17 protein-coding genes and 3 tRNA genes are annotated in these 15,089 nt (G+C 33.4%); 3 read left to right on the forward strand and 17 right to left on the reverse strand.

What is annotated here, in order from left to right; genetic code table 11:
- Positions 1-106: 106 nt before the first annotated feature.
- The 3 genes from ACW9JY_RS05130 to pruA are packed head-to-tail and all read left to right on the forward strand — an operon-like array spanning position 107 to position 3,227.
- On the forward strand, positions 107-394 hold the full coding sequence (locus ACW9JY_RS05130; protein ID WP_211286410.1) for a (2Fe-2S)-binding protein: 288 nt from the start codon (positions 107-109) through the stop codon (positions 392-394).
- A gap of 32 nt (positions 395-426) precedes the next feature.
- Positions 427-1,572, forward strand: coding sequence for an NAD(P)/FAD-dependent oxidoreductase (locus ACW9JY_RS05135; protein ID WP_457283605.1), 1,146 nt, complete (start codon positions 427-429; stop codon positions 1,570-1,572).
- 23 nt (positions 1,573-1,595) lie between these two features.
- Entirely contained in the window at positions 1,596-3,227 is a 1,632-nt protein-coding gene (gene pruA, locus ACW9JY_RS05140; RefSeq protein WP_457283606.1) for an L-glutamate gamma-semialdehyde dehydrogenase, read from the forward strand.
- A gap of 52 nt (positions 3,228-3,279) precedes the next feature.
- On the opposite strand, the gene ACW9JY_RS05145 is transcribed toward pruA, so the two are convergent.
- The 17 genes from ACW9JY_RS05145 to ACW9JY_RS05225 form a co-directional block, all read right to left on the reverse strand.
- Positions 3,280-3,354 (reverse strand) — tRNA-Gly (locus ACW9JY_RS05145).
- Positions 3,355-3,364: 10 nt separating this feature from the next.
- A tRNA-Leu gene (locus ACW9JY_RS05150) sits at positions 3,365-3,452 on the reverse strand.
- 17 nt (positions 3,453-3,469) lie between these two features.
- Positions 3,470-3,545: transfer RNA gene (locus ACW9JY_RS05155), tRNA-Lys, on the reverse strand.
- Between the two features lie 138 nt (positions 3,546-3,683).
- Complete coding sequence (locus tag ACW9JY_RS05160) at positions 3,684-4,745, reverse strand: ABC transporter permease (protein WP_457283607.1); 1,062 nt, start codon at positions 4,743-4,745, stop codon at positions 3,684-3,686.
- The gene (locus tag ACW9JY_RS05165) at positions 4,735-5,877 is read right to left on the reverse strand and encodes an ABC transporter permease (protein WP_457283608.1); all 1,143 of its coding nucleotides are present in this window, start codon (positions 5,875-5,877) and stop codon (positions 4,735-4,737) included. Before ACW9JY_RS05165 ends, ACW9JY_RS05160 begins: the two co-directional genes overlap by 11 nt.
- Positions 5,878-5,887: 10 nt before the next feature.
- Positions 5,888-6,814, reverse strand: a complete 927-nt coding sequence (locus ACW9JY_RS05170) for an ABC transporter ATP-binding protein (RefSeq protein WP_103077490.1) — start codon at positions 6,812-6,814, stop codon at positions 5,888-5,890.
- Between the two features lie 30 nt (positions 6,815-6,844).
- On the reverse strand, positions 6,845-8,182 hold the full coding sequence (locus ACW9JY_RS05175) for an MATE family efflux transporter (RefSeq protein WP_457283609.1): 1,338 nt from the start codon (positions 8,180-8,182) through the stop codon (positions 6,845-6,847).
- A gap of 182 nt (positions 8,183-8,364) precedes the next feature.
- A complete protein-coding gene (locus ACW9JY_RS05180; protein WP_457283610.1) occupies positions 8,365-9,117 on the reverse strand; it encodes a hypothetical protein in 753 nt (250 codons plus the stop codon).
- Positions 9,068-9,364, reverse strand: coding sequence for a nucleoside recognition domain-containing protein (locus tag ACW9JY_RS05185; RefSeq protein ID WP_457283619.1), 297 nt, complete (start codon positions 9,362-9,364; stop codon positions 9,068-9,070). The genes ACW9JY_RS05180 and ACW9JY_RS05185 overlap by 50 nt, the downstream gene beginning before the upstream one ends.
- A gap of 319 nt (positions 9,365-9,683) precedes the next feature.
- Positions 9,684-10,451: an ABC transporter permease gene (locus ACW9JY_RS05190; RefSeq protein WP_457283611.1), complete on the reverse strand. Its 768-nt coding sequence runs from the start codon at positions 10,449-10,451 to the stop codon at positions 9,684-9,686.
- Positions 10,423-10,743 (reverse strand): hypothetical protein, encoded by a 321-nt coding sequence (locus ACW9JY_RS05195; protein ID WP_457283612.1) that lies wholly within the window; start codon positions 10,741-10,743, stop codon positions 10,423-10,425. Before ACW9JY_RS05195 ends, ACW9JY_RS05190 begins: the two co-directional genes overlap by 29 nt.
- 27 nt (positions 10,744-10,770) lie before the next feature.
- Complete coding sequence (locus ACW9JY_RS05200) at positions 10,771-10,980, reverse strand: ATP-binding cassette domain-containing protein (RefSeq protein WP_457283613.1); 210 nt, start codon at positions 10,978-10,980, stop codon at positions 10,771-10,773.
- Positions 10,981-13,284 carry a Fe(2+) transporter permease subunit FeoB gene (gene feoB, locus ACW9JY_RS05205; protein ID WP_457283614.1) on the reverse strand — a complete coding sequence of 768 codons (2,304 nt, stop codon included), beginning with the start codon at positions 13,282-13,284 and terminating at the stop codon, positions 10,981-10,983.
- Positions 13,281-13,517: a FeoA family protein gene (locus tag ACW9JY_RS05210; RefSeq protein ID WP_457283615.1), complete on the reverse strand. Its 237-nt coding sequence runs from the start codon at positions 13,515-13,517 to the stop codon at positions 13,281-13,283. The genes feoB and ACW9JY_RS05210 overlap by 4 nt, the downstream gene beginning before the upstream one ends.
- Positions 13,518-13,576: 59 nt before the next feature.
- The gene (locus tag ACW9JY_RS05215) at positions 13,577-13,792 is read right to left on the reverse strand and encodes a FeoA family protein (protein WP_457283616.1); all 216 of its coding nucleotides are present in this window, start codon (positions 13,790-13,792) and stop codon (positions 13,577-13,579) included.
- Between the two features lie 39 nt (positions 13,793-13,831).
- Positions 13,832-14,287: a metal-dependent transcriptional regulator gene (locus ACW9JY_RS05220; RefSeq protein WP_457283617.1), complete on the reverse strand. Its 456-nt coding sequence runs from the start codon at positions 14,285-14,287 to the stop codon at positions 13,832-13,834.
- A 348-nt stretch (positions 14,288-14,635) separates the two neighbouring features.
- A complete protein-coding gene (locus ACW9JY_RS05225; RefSeq protein ID WP_457283620.1) occupies positions 14,636-15,010 on the reverse strand; it encodes a glycerol-3-phosphate responsive antiterminator in 375 nt (124 codons plus the stop codon).
- Positions 15,011-15,089: the final 79 nt, after the last annotated feature.

Genomic DNA, 15,089 nt, shown 5'->3' on the forward strand with positions numbered 1-15,089 from the left:
AGAATATTGGATGGAAAATTTCAAGACAAAACAGCCGCAGTGAGTATAGAAATTCCAAAAGAATACTATTTGCAAGCTAGGAATTTTAAAGTGGAGGAAGGAAATCATGGATGAAAACAAGGTAATAATTTGTAGATGTGAAGATGTAACTTTAAAAGAAATAAGGGATGCCATAAGAAAAGGATTTACCACCGTTGAAGAAATAAAGAGGGTAACAAGAAGCGGGATGGGACCTTGCCAAGGTAAAACCTGTGGTTTATTGATCGCAAAAGAAATTTCACAGATGACGGGCAAACCGATGGAAGAAATAGAACTACAAAGCATCAGACCTCCCTACGGAGGAATAACCTTTGAAGAAGTAACAAAAGGAACCGTAATGGAGAATGATAAATAAACTCTAATAAAATTAGTTAGCAGGTGAAAAACATGAAAAATAAAGCAAACTTTGTGATAATAGGAGGAGGGGTCGTAGGTTGTTCCATTGCCTATAACCTTGCCAAAAAAGGTGTTAAAGATGTAGTTTTACTTGAAAAATCCTATCTTTCAAGCGGAGCAACTGGTAGATGCGGTGCAGGAGTTAGGCAACAATGGGGCACCAAACAAAACTGTCTTCTGGCAAGTGAAAGTATGCATATTTTTGAACACTTTGAAGATATTCTTCAAATAAAAAGAAACATAGAATTAAAGAAAAAAGGTTACTTGTTACTGGCATACTCTGACAAAGAATTAGAACAATTTAAAAAAAATATCGTAGTTCAACACAGTTTAAATATTCCTTCTATTCTTTTAACTCCTAAAGAAGCTAAAGAAATCGTCTCCGACTTAAACATAGAAAAATTGGTAGGAGCCGCCTACTGTGCTAAAGATGGGCATGCCAACCCTTTTCAAGTGACTTTGGGTTACGCAGAAGCTGCACAAAGATTAGGTGTGGAAATAAACAAATTTACCGAAGTCAAAGACATAATAACTAAAAACAACACAGCGCTAGGTGTACAAACAAACAAAGGTTTTATAGAATGTAAAAAGGTAGTTGTAGCTGCAGGAGGTTGGACACAAAATATAGTTAAAATGGCTGGATTAGATCTGCCAATTTACTCTGAAAGACACGAAATATTGGTCACAGAATCTGTTAAAAATGTACTGGATCCAATGTTAATGTCCTTCTCCTACAATATTTACTGTCAACAAGAACCCAATGGAAGCTTCATCATGGGATATGGACCTGAGAACGAGCCCCCTAGTTACAACATGGAAAGTTCATGGGAGTTCCTTGAAACTATGTCGAAAAAGGCAACGTGGTTGCTGCCTCCTCTCAAAAATATTCGTGTCATTAGGCAATGGGCTGGCTTATACAACATCTCACCAGATAGACAACCAATAGTATCACAGATTAACCAGCTAGAAGGCCTCTATGTAGCTTGTGGATTCAGTGGACATGGTTTCATGCTTGCACCAGCCGTTGGGATTCTAATGGCAGATATAGTTACAGGTGATCAATTAACTTACAATGTAATTTTAGATTTAGAAAGATTCAATAGGGGAGAAATCATTGAAGAACCCTCAGTTGTATAAAACTTAAAAAGGAGGAATCAACTTTGAACAACTCGATACCTATTTTCGAAATGCCTGAAAACGAGCCAATTTTAAATTATGGGCCAGGGAGCAAGGAAAAGAAAGAATTAAAGGAAAAACTTTCTGAACTGAAAGGTGAGAAAATCGAAATCCCTCTTATAATTGGTGGGAAAGAAGTAAGAACAGGCGATCTTGGAAAATGTGTTATGCCTCACGATCACAGCCATGTATTGGCAGAATACCACAAAGCTGATGAAAAAGAAATTGCAATGGCAATAGAAAGTTCTTTAGAGGCAAAGAAAGTTTGGGATAAATTTTCATGGGTTGATAGACTATCCATTTTCAAAAAAGCAGCTGAACTGTTATCCACGAATTGGAGGTCAACATTAAATGCAGCAACCATGCTCGGTCAAAGCAAAAACGTTTTTCAAGCAGAAATCGATTCAGCTTGCGAATTGATAGACTTTTTAAGATTCAACTCATACTATGCAACAAAGATATACATGGATCAACCAAAATCTATCAAAGGTGTATGGAATAGATTAGAGTATAGGCCTTTAGAAGGATTCGTTTTCGCAGTTACTCCATTTAATTTCGCTTCTATAGCAGGAAACCTACCCACGGCACCTGCTATCATGGGAAATACGGTTTTGTGGAAACCTGCTTCTTCAGCTGTATATTCTGCATACTTCTTCATGAAATTACTACAAGAAGCCGGATTACCCGATGGAGTAATAAATTTCATACCTGGTTCAGGATCCAAAATTGGAAGTATAGTTTTTAAAGATCCTAACTTTACTGGATTACATTTCACCGGTTCAGCTCCAACTTTTCAAAATATGTGGGAAACAATCGGCAAGAACATAAGAAATTATAAAACTTACCCAAGAATAGTTGGAGAAACAGGTGGAAAGGACTTTGTGATTGCACACGAAAGTAGTGAAATAGAATCACTGGTAACAGCGCTAATTAGGGGAGCATTTGAATATCAAGGTCAAAAATGTTCGGCTGTCTCAAGAGCTTATATACCTGACAACATCTGGCCGAAGGTAAAAGAAAATTTGATCGAAAATTTGAAAGAAATTAAAATCGGCTCTCCAGAAAATTTCACCAACTTTATGAATGCTGTAATTGACAAAGAGGCTTTTGATAAGATAAAAAGTTACATAGATTTTGCAAAGAAAAGTAATGAATCAGAAATAATCTATGGTGGAAAGTGCGATGATTCTATTGGATATTATATTGAGCCAACTGTAATACTAACGACTAATCCAAAGTTTAAAACTATGGTAGAAGAAATATTTGGCCCTGTTTTAAGTATCTACGTTTACGATGCAAAAGAGTTTGACAGTGTATTGAAATTATGTGATGAAACTTCACCCTATGGTTTAACTGGAGCGATCTTCGCTCAGGATAGAAAGGCTATCAAAAAGGCAGAAGAAGTACTTGTCAACGCTGCCGGAAACTTCTACATCAACGATAAACCTACTGGTGCCGTGGTAGCTCAACAACCGTTTGGTGGTGCAAGAGCTTCAGGAACAAACGACAAAGCTGGAAGCGTTACAAACCTTTTAAGATGGGTTTCCGCCAGAGCAGTTAAAGAAAATTTCGTTCCACCAAAAGATTTCAAATATCCATTCATGAAAGAAGAATGAAGACAGCCTCACGGCAAGTAAGTAAAAAGTCCCCACCAGGGGACTTTTTTATTGGAGCGGATAATGGGATTCGAACCCACGACCCCTTGCTTGGCAAGCAAGTGCTCTACCGCTGAGCTATATCCGCAATATTTGGTTGGTGCGCGAGGTGGGACTTGAACCCACACGGATTATTAATCCACAGGATTCTAAGTCCTGCGCGTCTGCCAGTTCCGCCACTCGCGCTAATAACTATAAAAAAATGGTGACCCGCCTGGGATTCGAACCCAGGACCCTTTGATTAAAAGTCAAATGCTCTACCAGCTGAGCTAGCGGGTCACTTAGTAGTTACGTATATCAAAATTCTTTTTTGCAACCGTTGAATATTATAACCGTTCACAACACTTTTGTCAAGTCTAAAGTTAAAACAACAAGTAAAATTGAGTTTAATATTCATTGTTTTTTTACTTTTTTTAATTATTTCTCTTCTTTCAAAAAAATCTCAGACGAGACGAACAAGAGGAAAAGCCCTCCTACAAACAAAACCAAATTAATTATTACAAAATCGTTTAAGCTAATTTGTTTGATATTTCCTGTGTACCTTATTAAATCCACCACATACTTAACCGGTAAAATATTACTTACCCATCTAACAGATGAAGGCAAAAATTCAACAGGGAAATATACCCCTGAAAAGAAAGTCATTGCAACATAAAGGATAGAAGCAATTTCTATCGTTACCGAAGGTTCTTTGAACAACAATAAAAGCAATATCCCAAATCCCATCATCCCTATAGATGAAGTAAAAAACACTATAACAAGCAGTCCCCAATTGAATGTCAAACTCAAATCAAATATTATTTTACCTAAAAAAACTATAATAAACATGGATATGAGATTCAAAAAAAGCTTAGTGGATGAAGCCGATAAAGTAAATTCTATCGGTTTCATTGGTGAGGATTTAAGTCTTTTAATTGTGCCTAGTTTTCGATATCTTCCAAATACATTTATCATTGAAAACATTCCACCTGATAAAAGCGATAATCCTATAACACCTGTCAAAATAAAATCCAAAGAATTTTCTTGACTTTCTCCTATGGGGGTTTCAACAAATTCCACGTTTATATAATCTTCATTCATCCCTATAAAATACTTTTTCAAAAAACTTTCCAATTTTAACTTTAAAAATATATTGCTCTGATTATTTATGTCTGTTCCTTTTTGAACAAAGGTTATTTGATTATTCTCAACCATAATTATTCCCATATCGATTTGATCGCTTTCTAAAGCTTGACTTAAAGAGTTTTTTTCTTCAAAAATTAACACTTGATAAGGAAGAGCTTCTACAATTTCCTCTTCAAAGTTACCAGCGATTCCCAATTTATACTCAACACTTTGGTCAGTCTCTGTACCAAAAATAATCCCGAAAAGAAACATCAATAGAACGGGTAGAAGGAGAGTAAAGAACACTTCGAAACCATTTCTAAAGGTTTCTTTATAAAATATACTCACTAAAGAAAATATGCGTTTATTTTTCACAATAAACCATCCCCTTATAACTCATTGAAAAGATTAAGATAGATGCCATCATCCAGATAACAGGGACGATTATATTAACAGGGACAAGAACATTACCAGTCATCAACTTCCTCATCCCATCCACTAAATAAGTAACAGGGTTAAAATAAACGTACCATCTTATAAACCAAGGTGTATTAGTCACCTCAAAATAAAATCCACTTAAAAAAATGGTCGCTTGATATATGACCTGAGAAATTGCTTCGGCGGATCCCATATTCTTATACAAAGAAGAAAGAAGAAGGCCGACACTCAGTATCACGAGGATTGAAAAACCACTGTAAGCTATAAACTCTGGGTTATATATATCCGGACTAACATCAAAAAGGTAAGCCTCAATGTATAAAACGATCAAAGAAAGTAACAGTAGGATGAGATGTGAAAGTAAAAAGCTAAAAAAGTATTCATTCCCCCTTATAGGAGTGGAGTTTAGCCTTTTAAAAACACCTTTTTCAACGTAATATGAAAAATCAAAAGGCATATTAAATACAGCTACAGTCAAAACAGACATCAAAATAATGGCAGGAAATAGAAAATCTCTGTATCTATACGGTTCTGATTGTTTTATACCTATAATCTCTTCATTAACCGTTAATTTTACTTCTTCCCCTCTTGTATACATCATTATATTCATTTCATTCAAAAATACTTCAAAAATGTCTTTTGCATACATAGAAGCACTATCGTTGGTATAATAAACTTTTATATCAGGAACCTCAATGGTTTCGATCAAAAATTTCAGATTCAGCAAATTAAAGTTTTCAGGGAATACTACAAAAACATTTATCTCGGAATCTTTTAAGTTCTGAAGTCCTTTTTCGAAAGAATCATACTCCTCTACTTTAAAAGGGATATGATTTGATTCAGACGGAGAAAAGACATCATCGAATGTAGTTTTTATTACTCCCTGTAAAGGCTCTTCGTAATATATTCCAACCTTCAAATCTAAATTTTCTGAGGTGCCAATATTTTCAAAGATACTCACGAATAAAATGAAAAATAACGTGGGAAATATTATAGTCCAAAAGGGAACAGCAAATTCTCTTGAAGAATCAATAAAAAATGTCTTTGTGAGATTTATAATTTTTTTCATAATATCTCACCTAATCCCTTAAGCTTTTTCCGGTTAAATGGAGAAAAACGTCCTCTAAGTTAGGCTTTCTAATAACAATATTCGATATATCAAATTTCTTTATTTTTGCATCCTCAAATATTCTTACAAGAGTACTCTCTACATCTTTTGTTTCTATGGTATAAAAATTTTCGTTTTTGGTGACTTGAAAATTTGAATCTTTGAAAAGTTCTTCTTTTATCTCATCAAAGTTCCCATTAGAGTTAATTTCAAAGGTGATTATGGAGTCCATTTTCAATGAATGTATTAGCTCTTTAAGTGTTCCATGGGCTATTACCCGACCTTGATCAAAAATGTAGATTCTATCAGCCAAAAATTCAGCTTCTTCCATATAATGGGTAGTTAGTATTATGGTCTTGCCTAAATTTCTTAAGTCCGATATTTTTTCCCATGTACTTCTTCTTGCTTGAGGATCTAACCCTGTAGTTGGCTCATCAAGAAACAACAACACAGGATCATTAATTACCGCTGTAGCTAACGCTAATCTTTGTAATTGTCCACCTGAAAGTTTTGATACTTTACTATTCTTTTTTTCTTCAAGATTAAACTCCTTCAAAATCTTATTTACATCAAGACGATTTTTGTATAACCCCGAGAATGCCTTAAGGGTTTCCAAAACCTTTAAATTTGGGAAAAAATTAGTATCTTGTAATTGAATGCCTATTCTTTCTTTAATATTAGAATCTACGTTTTCTATCTTTTTTCCAAAATAGTAAATTTCTCCCGCGTCTTTTTTTCTCAATCCTTCGATTATTTCAAGTGTTGTTGTTTTCCCAGCACCGTTTGGACCTAAAATAGCAACGATCTCGCCTTTTTTTACATCAAAAGAAACACCGTCAACCGCTTTTATACTCTTATAATACTTCTTCAAATTCTTCACTTCAATAATACTCTCCATCACAAACATCCCCCCTGTAAGGTTTAAAACCTAAGCCTCTTCTAAAACGTTTCTAAGCCATTTTTTACTTCTATATCTGAAAAAAAGAATTATTGATTTTATAATCTCTTCCATCATCGTTAAAAAATAAACGGTAGGAAAACTTAAATTTAATAACAATCCTCCAATCGCAGCTAGAGGAACACCTATACACCATAACGTAGAGGCTTCAACCAAAAAAGAGAATCTTGTGTCTCCTCCGGCTCTTAAAAATCCGACAACGTTCATACCGTTGAAGATCTTTACCGGTAGAAACCCCATTGAAATAATTATTGTGACTTTTACCATATTTTTAACTTCGTCTGAAACATCGAATACATCAACTACTAAAAATGTAGTTACTATCCCTACAATAGCTGCTATTACACTTATTAACTCCGCCAATTTTAAGGCTTTTTTGGAGGTTTCAAAGGCTTCTTCAAATTTAGATACTCCCAATATATTTCCAATAATTACTGATGCAGCGTTAGCTATAGAAAAAGTCACAGAAACCGCAAACCCTTCTATAGTTGACATAACTCTTTGAGCGGCTATGACATCTGTTCCCATATGAGCATAAACAACAGAATACATAGTGAATCCCAATGACCAGGCAAATTCATTTGCCAAAGTAGGTAAGGCGTAATGAAAGAAGTTTTTCATAAATTTTGAATTCAATTCAGCAACATGTTTAAAATAAGCCCTTCCTGGGAGCTTTCCAACGTAAACTATAAAAACTGTTGCAGTACATCCGATCGCTCTAGCAATCAAAGTTCCTATCGCAGCACCTTTTATACCTAAAACAGGGAAACCAAACTTACCAAAGATTAGCAAATAATTTAGCAAGATGTTTGTAGATAATTCTATAATAGTTATTATCAAAGGCAAATGAGCTTTTCCTATACTTCTAAGCATGAAAGAAAAGACCATTGTAATTGCAAATAATGGATAACTAAAAGCAATTACCTTTAAATAAGGAATTCCAGCTTTAATAACCTCAATATCCGGGCTAAAAAATCTCAAAACTAACTCTGGAGTAAAATAACTCAAAAAAAAGAATGGAATAGAGAAGAGAAGGGAAGACAAGATAGTTAACGCAACAGAACGAGATAAACCATCTTCATCTTTTTTCCCCCAATACTGTGCAAAGAAAATGCCTCCTCCAGAGACTAGTCCAAACAATATTAAGTTGTACAAGAAGAAAAACTGATTTGAAAGTCCAACTGAAGCGATGGCAACCTCTCCCAAAAGACCGATCATTAAGGTATCAACAAAATTAACGCTTGTAAAGATAACTTGCTGAAGCGCTATCGGGAAAGCTATTCTGATTATTCTTTTGTAGATCTCCATAGAACCTCCTAAAATGCATTTTGCAAAATAAAAAATATATGAATATAAAGAATTTTACCACAATAATCATGGTTATTTTTCTAAAAAATTTAAAAATATGTGTTCTCTTCCAAAAAGTCTACTTGGTGCAAGTCTGCTGTTCGCTACCCTAAATACAAAAGTACTTTTTTTACTCGAACTGATCAAATCTTCATTATTTCTGGTATAATTCTTTTTCTTGTTTCCTCTGCTAATTCTTTAATTTCCATAAGTGCTTCTTTAGATATTGGAACATTCACTTCTTCTTTTGAAAATTCAACTTCCTTCATTTTGGATATCTTAAAGAACAATTTCATCGGTTTTTCCATTCTTGTGAACATTAAATTATCTGCTGCTCTTTCCCATACTTTAATTTCATCTGCAAATGCGCTTGTGCTTACAGAAAAGATGTATGTTTTACTTTTGTCGTTTTTAAGAATATTCTCTATGTTTTCTATTACTTTGTCTTTGTACGTAGGAGAAAAAAGAAGTAAGTTCAGAGCAGATCCAAAAACCATCGTTCCCAAACTATTTTTATCAACCATGCTATCAGCTATTTCAATTACTTCATTCCAAATTTCTGGTTTTAACAAGTTCGCTGTTAGAACATTATCTCCCATATTTTCGTATGCCTTAATATGGGGGTCAAATTGAAGCATAGCTATTTTCCCTTGATAATTTTTAAGATCTATATTGTACAATTTGTTCATAGAAGTTTTTAAAAATCCCATCGTTGGATATTGCAAAGGGATAGCGATAACTCCACCCCCTGATTTTAACCACGAAGAAACAAAGGCAAATTCTACTAATGGTTTCCCTGTTCCTCCAGGACCACTTATAAGGGTTGAAGTAGGATAAGGGAAACCTTTAGGTAATACTCTTTGAAGCCATTCCTCTTCCATTTTTAAAACATTCATTTTTTCTTTGCCTCCTCGTATAAATTTGAATGGGCGTTAATGCTAAAGAAATTTCGCTGCCAATGGTGGATATAAGCATTGCCCCAGTTAGGTCCTTCTGTAAGAAACCAAAAACCAAAGGAATAATAGTTACAGCAGGTAATCCTAACCAACGAGTAATTGGAGAAAGTGGTTCTATTATAATATCAGTGAGTCCTGTTATCTCTAAAACGCCATAAGCCATTCCCCCAAGTGCCAACAATGGTATAACTAAATAAACAAAAACACATAAGGTAAAGCAATAGAAATACCCATTCTATAGATTTCAAAGGGATTTTTTCGTTCTCTTTGCCTACTACTTTTAATATATCTTCTTTCACTATTTTTAAGATATCAGATTCTTCGCTCATGCTATCACACTCTTTTTAATTAAGGTATAATAAAATCCATCTTCCCCTTCCCATGATTTTATAAAATCTGCTTTTCCTATGCTTTTAATCATCCGAGGTGCGAGCTCAAGCATCTTCATCATAAAGGAAGTTTATGCAAAGCAAAAATTTGGGGAGGTAATGTAAGTCACGAACCTTTTATATTGTGTTACTCTTGATAGAACAACTTTTTTTAAAAGCTCGTTTTATTATTTGAGAACTAAAAAAACCTAATGTAACTAATATTATAGTCCATGCAAATACCTTTTCCGTTTCTAAATTATTCCTCGCCCAATATAATCCTGCTCCTATACCAGTGTCAATGCTCATTAATTCAGCCATTGTTCCTATTTTCCAACCTCTTTCAATGGTTATCACACCTGCTGAAACTATATAGGGTTTTATCGATGGCAAATATATATATTTCAATTTGCTTCTTCGAGATAGTTGATAAACAGAAGCCATATTTAACAAATCTTTTGATGTGTTATTAATACCTTCTCTCGTATTTATTATAAATATTGGTACAATTGATATAAAAATCGTGAAAACAATTACTCGATAATTTAATCCAAACCAAATAATAGCCAATAATATCCATGATATATTGGGTGTAGATTGTAGTATAACTACCAGTGGGTTAATCATTCTATTTATTTTTTCGTTTAAGCCCATTAACATTCCTGTTGAAACCCCAACAACCATGGCTAAAAGATATCCCAATATAAGCCTAAAAAAACTAAACAACATATAGAGCCATGTTTCAGTTTGTAAAAGCATATGAATCAAGGTGCGAAAGGTGACTACAGGGCTCGGAAGAATTATTGTTTTGTAATTTAAAGATATCAATTGCCAAAGTATTAAAAAAGTTACCACACCTATTATTGAATAAATGTTATCATTTTCTTTGATAGAAAACATTCTCATCTGGCCTTTTACCACCTATAGTTTCTTTGTCAAACTGATAGAATATGTCTAAGTATTCATCAATTGATTCTTTTGCTTCCCAAGAAGGGACTAATCTGAGATTTAATCTTTCCAAGGAGTTAATAGTAACTTTTTCAGGTATGTTCATTTTTTCTTTTCCTAAGACAGCTGCTTCTTCGATATTTTCGTACATCCACTTGATAGCTTTTGAATATTCACTGTTAATTTTCTCAGCTAAATCAGGATTAGCTTCTAAGATATCTCCTCGAATAACAAAACTAGCTTGAGGCAAATCAATTTTTGTTGTCTCTTTCCATGATTATTGTACATCTTCAAATACACGAACTAAAATTAGAAAATCGGGATCTATAACCAGAGCTCGTGCAATTGAAACTCTTTGTTTCATTCCTCCACTTAATTCAGGAGGATAGTAATTTTTGAATCTTAACATTTCAACTCTGTCTAGAACTTCTTCAACTTTTTCCTTTCTTAAATTAAGGATTTTAGAGCTTTTAAACATTTTTGTCATTCAAGCTTCTCTTTCACTTCGCTTACCAAGTAAATAAAATACAAGTACAATTGAAAGAAGTAAAGCAATTGCCACAGATATCCATAACACAGAATGTCCAATCGTGAACTGATAAAAAAGAGTTGCTACAATCCAAGCTAAAACCGTTAGGTAAGTAACTGATAGGCTTCCATAAAAGGGACCAATCTCTTTTAATATAGCCCCAAAAGCTGCAACACAAGGAAAATAAATCAAAATGAACAAAAGATAAGCGTAGGCACGCGCGGGCTGATTATTGAATTTTTCTCTTATTACTGAGAATGTTGTTGGTGCCACTTCAAGTTCACTTATTAAACTTTCTTGATCTTCTTCAACTATTCCAAAACCTAAAGGATCGCCTAACGTACCACCAATACCTTTAAGATTTTCAGGAATAGTAACAAATGATTCTATGATTTGTCCCCAGAATTCAAATCCCTTTCTTTCTACTCCTTCTTCCATATTGGAACTTTCTACGTCTTGCATATAAAGACCGTTTAAAGTTCCTACAACAACTTCTTTAGCAAAAAGTCCAGTAAAAATTGCTACCGAAGCGGGCCAATTGTCTTCTTCAATACCCAAAGGAACAAAAATAGGTGTAATGGATTTTCCTATTACCGAGAGTACGGAATTTTCTGTATCTTCGTTACCTAGGGTTCCATCAGTACCTATAGAATTCAAAAAGCCTAATATCGTTACCACAATAATGATTATTATTCCAGCTCTCTTTAAAAATGCTTTTAATCTAGTCCAAGTGAGAATCATTATATGTTTGAATCTGGGAGGATTGTATGATGGAAGTTCCATTACAAAATGAGAAGTTTCACCTTTAAATACCGTATTTTTTAATAAAAGCCCAGTTAATATTGCTAACGATATACCAACCAAATACAAACTAAAAGTTATTAAAGTCGGTTTTTTTGGAAAGAAAATAATACCAAATAAAGCATAAACGGGTAATCTTGCTCCACAAGACATAAGAGGTGCCATAAATACTGTCAAATACCGATCTTTTTCATTTTCAAGAGTTCTAGTTGCCATTACCGCAGGAACCGTACAACCAAATCCCACCATCAAGGGTACAAACGCTTTCCCTGGCAATCCGATAAATCTCATAAACCTATCCATAACAAAAGCAGCTCTTGCCATATATCCTGAATCTTCTAAAAGGGCAAGCATAAAAAACATCATAAACATAATAGGGACAAAAGTAGCAACAGTCTGAATACCACCACCTATTCCGTTTGCTAGTAATGTAGTGAGCCAATCAGGAGAGTTGATCATGGAAAGCGCATTTCCAATCCCATCTACAAAGATTGTTCCAAAGAAGATGTCAAAAAAATCTATAAAAGCGCCCCCAAAGTTTATAACGATCCAAAAAGTAAAGTACAAAACAACCAAAAATATTGGAATACCTAAAAATCGATTCATTACAATCGCATCGATTCTATCGCTGAAGCTAATTTTTTGCTTTCTCTTTTTAATGACTTCTTTTGTTAGGCCTTTAATATATCCAAATTTTGTTGTAGCTATAAGAACCTCTGGGTCTTCTTTCAGAACACTTTTTAAATGATCCAGTTTATTATCAATTTCATTTTCAGTTAACGCACCAACTCGTGTTACTTTTTTAGTTATAATTGGATCTTTCTCTAACAACTTAACGCATATCCACCGGGACGATATATTCATTTCTTGCGCGATATCATTTATTTTTGGGCTCCACTCTTTTATAATATTTTCTATTTCATCAGGATATTCAATTTTCAATGTTGATCTGCTTGCTTCTTTAATCAAAGAAGGAAGTCCTTTTTTTAGTTGTTCAACTTGCTCTTTTTTTGTAGAGTTTATAGAAAAAATGGGTAAATTAAGTTCTTTTGAGAGTAAATCTATATTTATCTCTATGGAGTTTTTTTGTACAACATCAATCTTATTTAACAAAAGAATTATCGGAATATTCATTTCAATTAAGTTTAAAGTAAGAAATAAATTTCTCTCTAAGTTCGAAGCGTCTACAATATTAAGAATCGCATCGTAATCTCTACTTAAAATGAAATCACGAGCAATTTTTTCGTCAATAGACTCCGCACTAAGAGAATACACACCTGGTAAATCTACAATTTCTACTTTCTTACCTTCTAATTCAAAAAAACCTATTATTTTTTCTACAGTTACTCCAGGCCAGTTTCCAACTCTTTGTTTACTTCCAGTAAGACCATTAAATAATGTAGTTTTACCAGAATTAGGATTGCCAATTATTGCAATTTTAAAGTTTTTTTGGCTATTCATGATATCCTCCTCAACTTTAAGATTTCAGCTTCTTTCTTTCTTAAAGAAAGTTTAAAACCCCTGATTTCAATTTCTATAGGATCTCCCAATGGCCCAACTTTTACAATTTTTATCTCTGTTCCCTTCGTAAGCCCCATTGAAAGTATTTTTTTTAAATAACTTTCATTAGTAACTTTATAACCTACAATTTGGGCTTTTTCACCTACTTTTAAATCAGCTAATTCAACCTCCATAATAACCTCCTTAAAAATACCTAATTTTTTTAGGGTAACCTAAATTTAGATAAAAAAAATTATCCAACTTCAATTGCGCTTGCCATTCCTCGACCAATCATTACTTTATTCCCAAAAATTTCTAAAATCATTGGACCGTACTTATTGTTCCTTATAACTTTGATCTCTACTCCAGGAATAACACCCATTTGCAATAATTTTCTTGTAAGATTAGTTCCTCCATCTATTCTCTTTACTATGGCTTTATCTCCATTATGAAGTCCGATCAAGTACATTCTATCTTCTCCTTTGAAATTTCAAAATGATCTTATTTTTTAATCCGAGTCTTGAATTTGTTTTTGTTTACAAAAAGTATCAAACTCGTTGATCCAATTCGGATTTGCTTCTTGCCATTGTAGAAAAAACTCAATATAGCATTTAAACTTATTAAAAGCTTCTTCTGATAATACATATTCCATTTTACTGGCGATATCCTCAGATAAATTTTTATCAAGAGAGAGTATATTACTAAAGAAGTAGGTCAATGTCCTGTGCTTTTCTGTTATTTTTTTTGAGACTTCGTGCCCTTTTTCAGTTAGTGAAATAATACCATACGGTTCATAATTTATATAACCCTTGGTTGCAAGCGTTCTAAGTGCAACGGTTACAGAAGAATTTTTCACTTTGAGTTGTTTGGCAATATCTTTAACTCTCACACCGTTTTTTTTGAGAATTATATTGTAGATTGTCTTGAGATAATTTTCTAGCGATTCTGTTAATATGTCTTCCAAGATAAACCAACTCCAACCAAAATAAATTGCCTTTTGGTAATCTTTAATTTAAAACAGATAAAATATATTCTATTAAAATTATAAGTTTATTATAATAAAGTTAGATTTATCTAACTTTACAAAAAAATATAATTATTATTAAATTTATCAAGGTAAAGGGTTTGATCTCCATTCAATATAATGTTGGGTAAGTTGCCATAAATTGTGGAATACAACGAGGATTACAGAAAAGAAATAAGTCCGCTCAAAAAGAATTATTCCAGAGCAGACTTATTATATAACTTCTTTATCATATACTTTAAACTAAGGGTTAAAAAGAGAAAGAATACTTTCGCAATCAGAACCTTTTCACCACAAATTTTTAGCACTTGTAGAAATAGCATGAATACCCTTTTTAAAGAGATCTAGAGTTTCGCTTTTTTTAGTTACCAATCCACCCGCTATCAAACATACCTTTGTTTCTATATTTTCTAAAAAATATGGTGCTGCTATCGCTGGTAATATTTCAAAGGCATCAGGTTGAGAAGTTTTTTCCAGAAAATTTACAACAGATTTTAAAGAACCAGAATCTAACAAAAACACTCTTTGAACTGCTATTAAATTTTCTTTCATTGCAATTTTTATAACGTTATTTTTTGTGGATATTATTCCATCACATAATTGTTTGCGAGCTAAATACTCGATACCTTTTTTATCAGAAGCGATGCCTTCTAATAAATCGATATGGTTCTATCACGAAAATAGTGGGTAATTAAGCTGGAGTTAAATTAAGTTTACCAAGGGCAATAAAGATAGTGATTTT

This window comes from Petrotoga sp. DB-2 (assembly GCF_054051725.1).

What these genes read in the sequence shown, in the direction of transcription:
- ACW9JY_RS05130 (WP_211286410.1), top strand. Translation starts at nt 107, where the DNA reads ATGGATGAAAACAAGGTAATAATTTGTAGATGTGAAGATGTAACTTTA.
- ACW9JY_RS05135 (WP_457283605.1), top strand. Translation starts at nt 427, where the DNA reads ATGAAAAATAAAGCAAACTTTGTGATAATAGGAGGAGGGGTCGTAGGT.
- ACW9JY_RS05165 (WP_457283608.1), bottom strand. Translation starts at nt 5,877, where the DNA reads ATGAAAAAAATTATAAATCTCACAAAGACATTTTTTATTGATTCTTCA.
- ACW9JY_RS05170 (WP_103077490.1), bottom strand. Translation starts at nt 6,814, where the DNA reads ATGGAGAGTATTATTGAAGTGAAGAATTTGAAGAAGTATTATAAGAGT.
- ACW9JY_RS05175 (WP_457283609.1), bottom strand. Translation starts at nt 8,182, where the DNA reads ATGGAGATCTACAAAAGAATAATCAGAATAGCTTTCCCGATAGCGCTT.
- ACW9JY_RS05180 (WP_457283610.1), bottom strand. Translation starts at nt 9,117, where the DNA reads ATGAATGTTTTAAAAATGGAAGAGGAATGGCTTCAAAGAGTATTACCT.
- ACW9JY_RS05190 (WP_457283611.1), bottom strand. Translation starts at nt 10,451, where the DNA reads ATGAGAATGTTTTCTATCAAAGAAAATGATAACATTTATTCAATAATA.
- ACW9JY_RS05200 (WP_457283613.1), bottom strand. Translation starts at nt 10,980, where the DNA reads ATGACAAAAATGTTTAAAAGCTCTAAAATCCTTAATTTAAGAAAGGAA.
- feoB (WP_457283614.1), bottom strand. Translation starts at nt 13,284, where the DNA reads ATGAATAGCCAAAAAAACTTTAAAATTGCAATAATTGGCAATCCTAAT.
- ACW9JY_RS05210 (WP_457283615.1), bottom strand. Translation starts at nt 13,517, where the DNA reads ATGGAGGTTGAATTAGCTGATTTAAAAGTAGGTGAAAAAGCCCAAATT.
- ACW9JY_RS05215 (WP_457283616.1), bottom strand. Translation starts at nt 13,792, where the DNA reads ATGTACTTGATCGGACTTCATAATGGAGATAAAGCCATAGTAAAGAGA.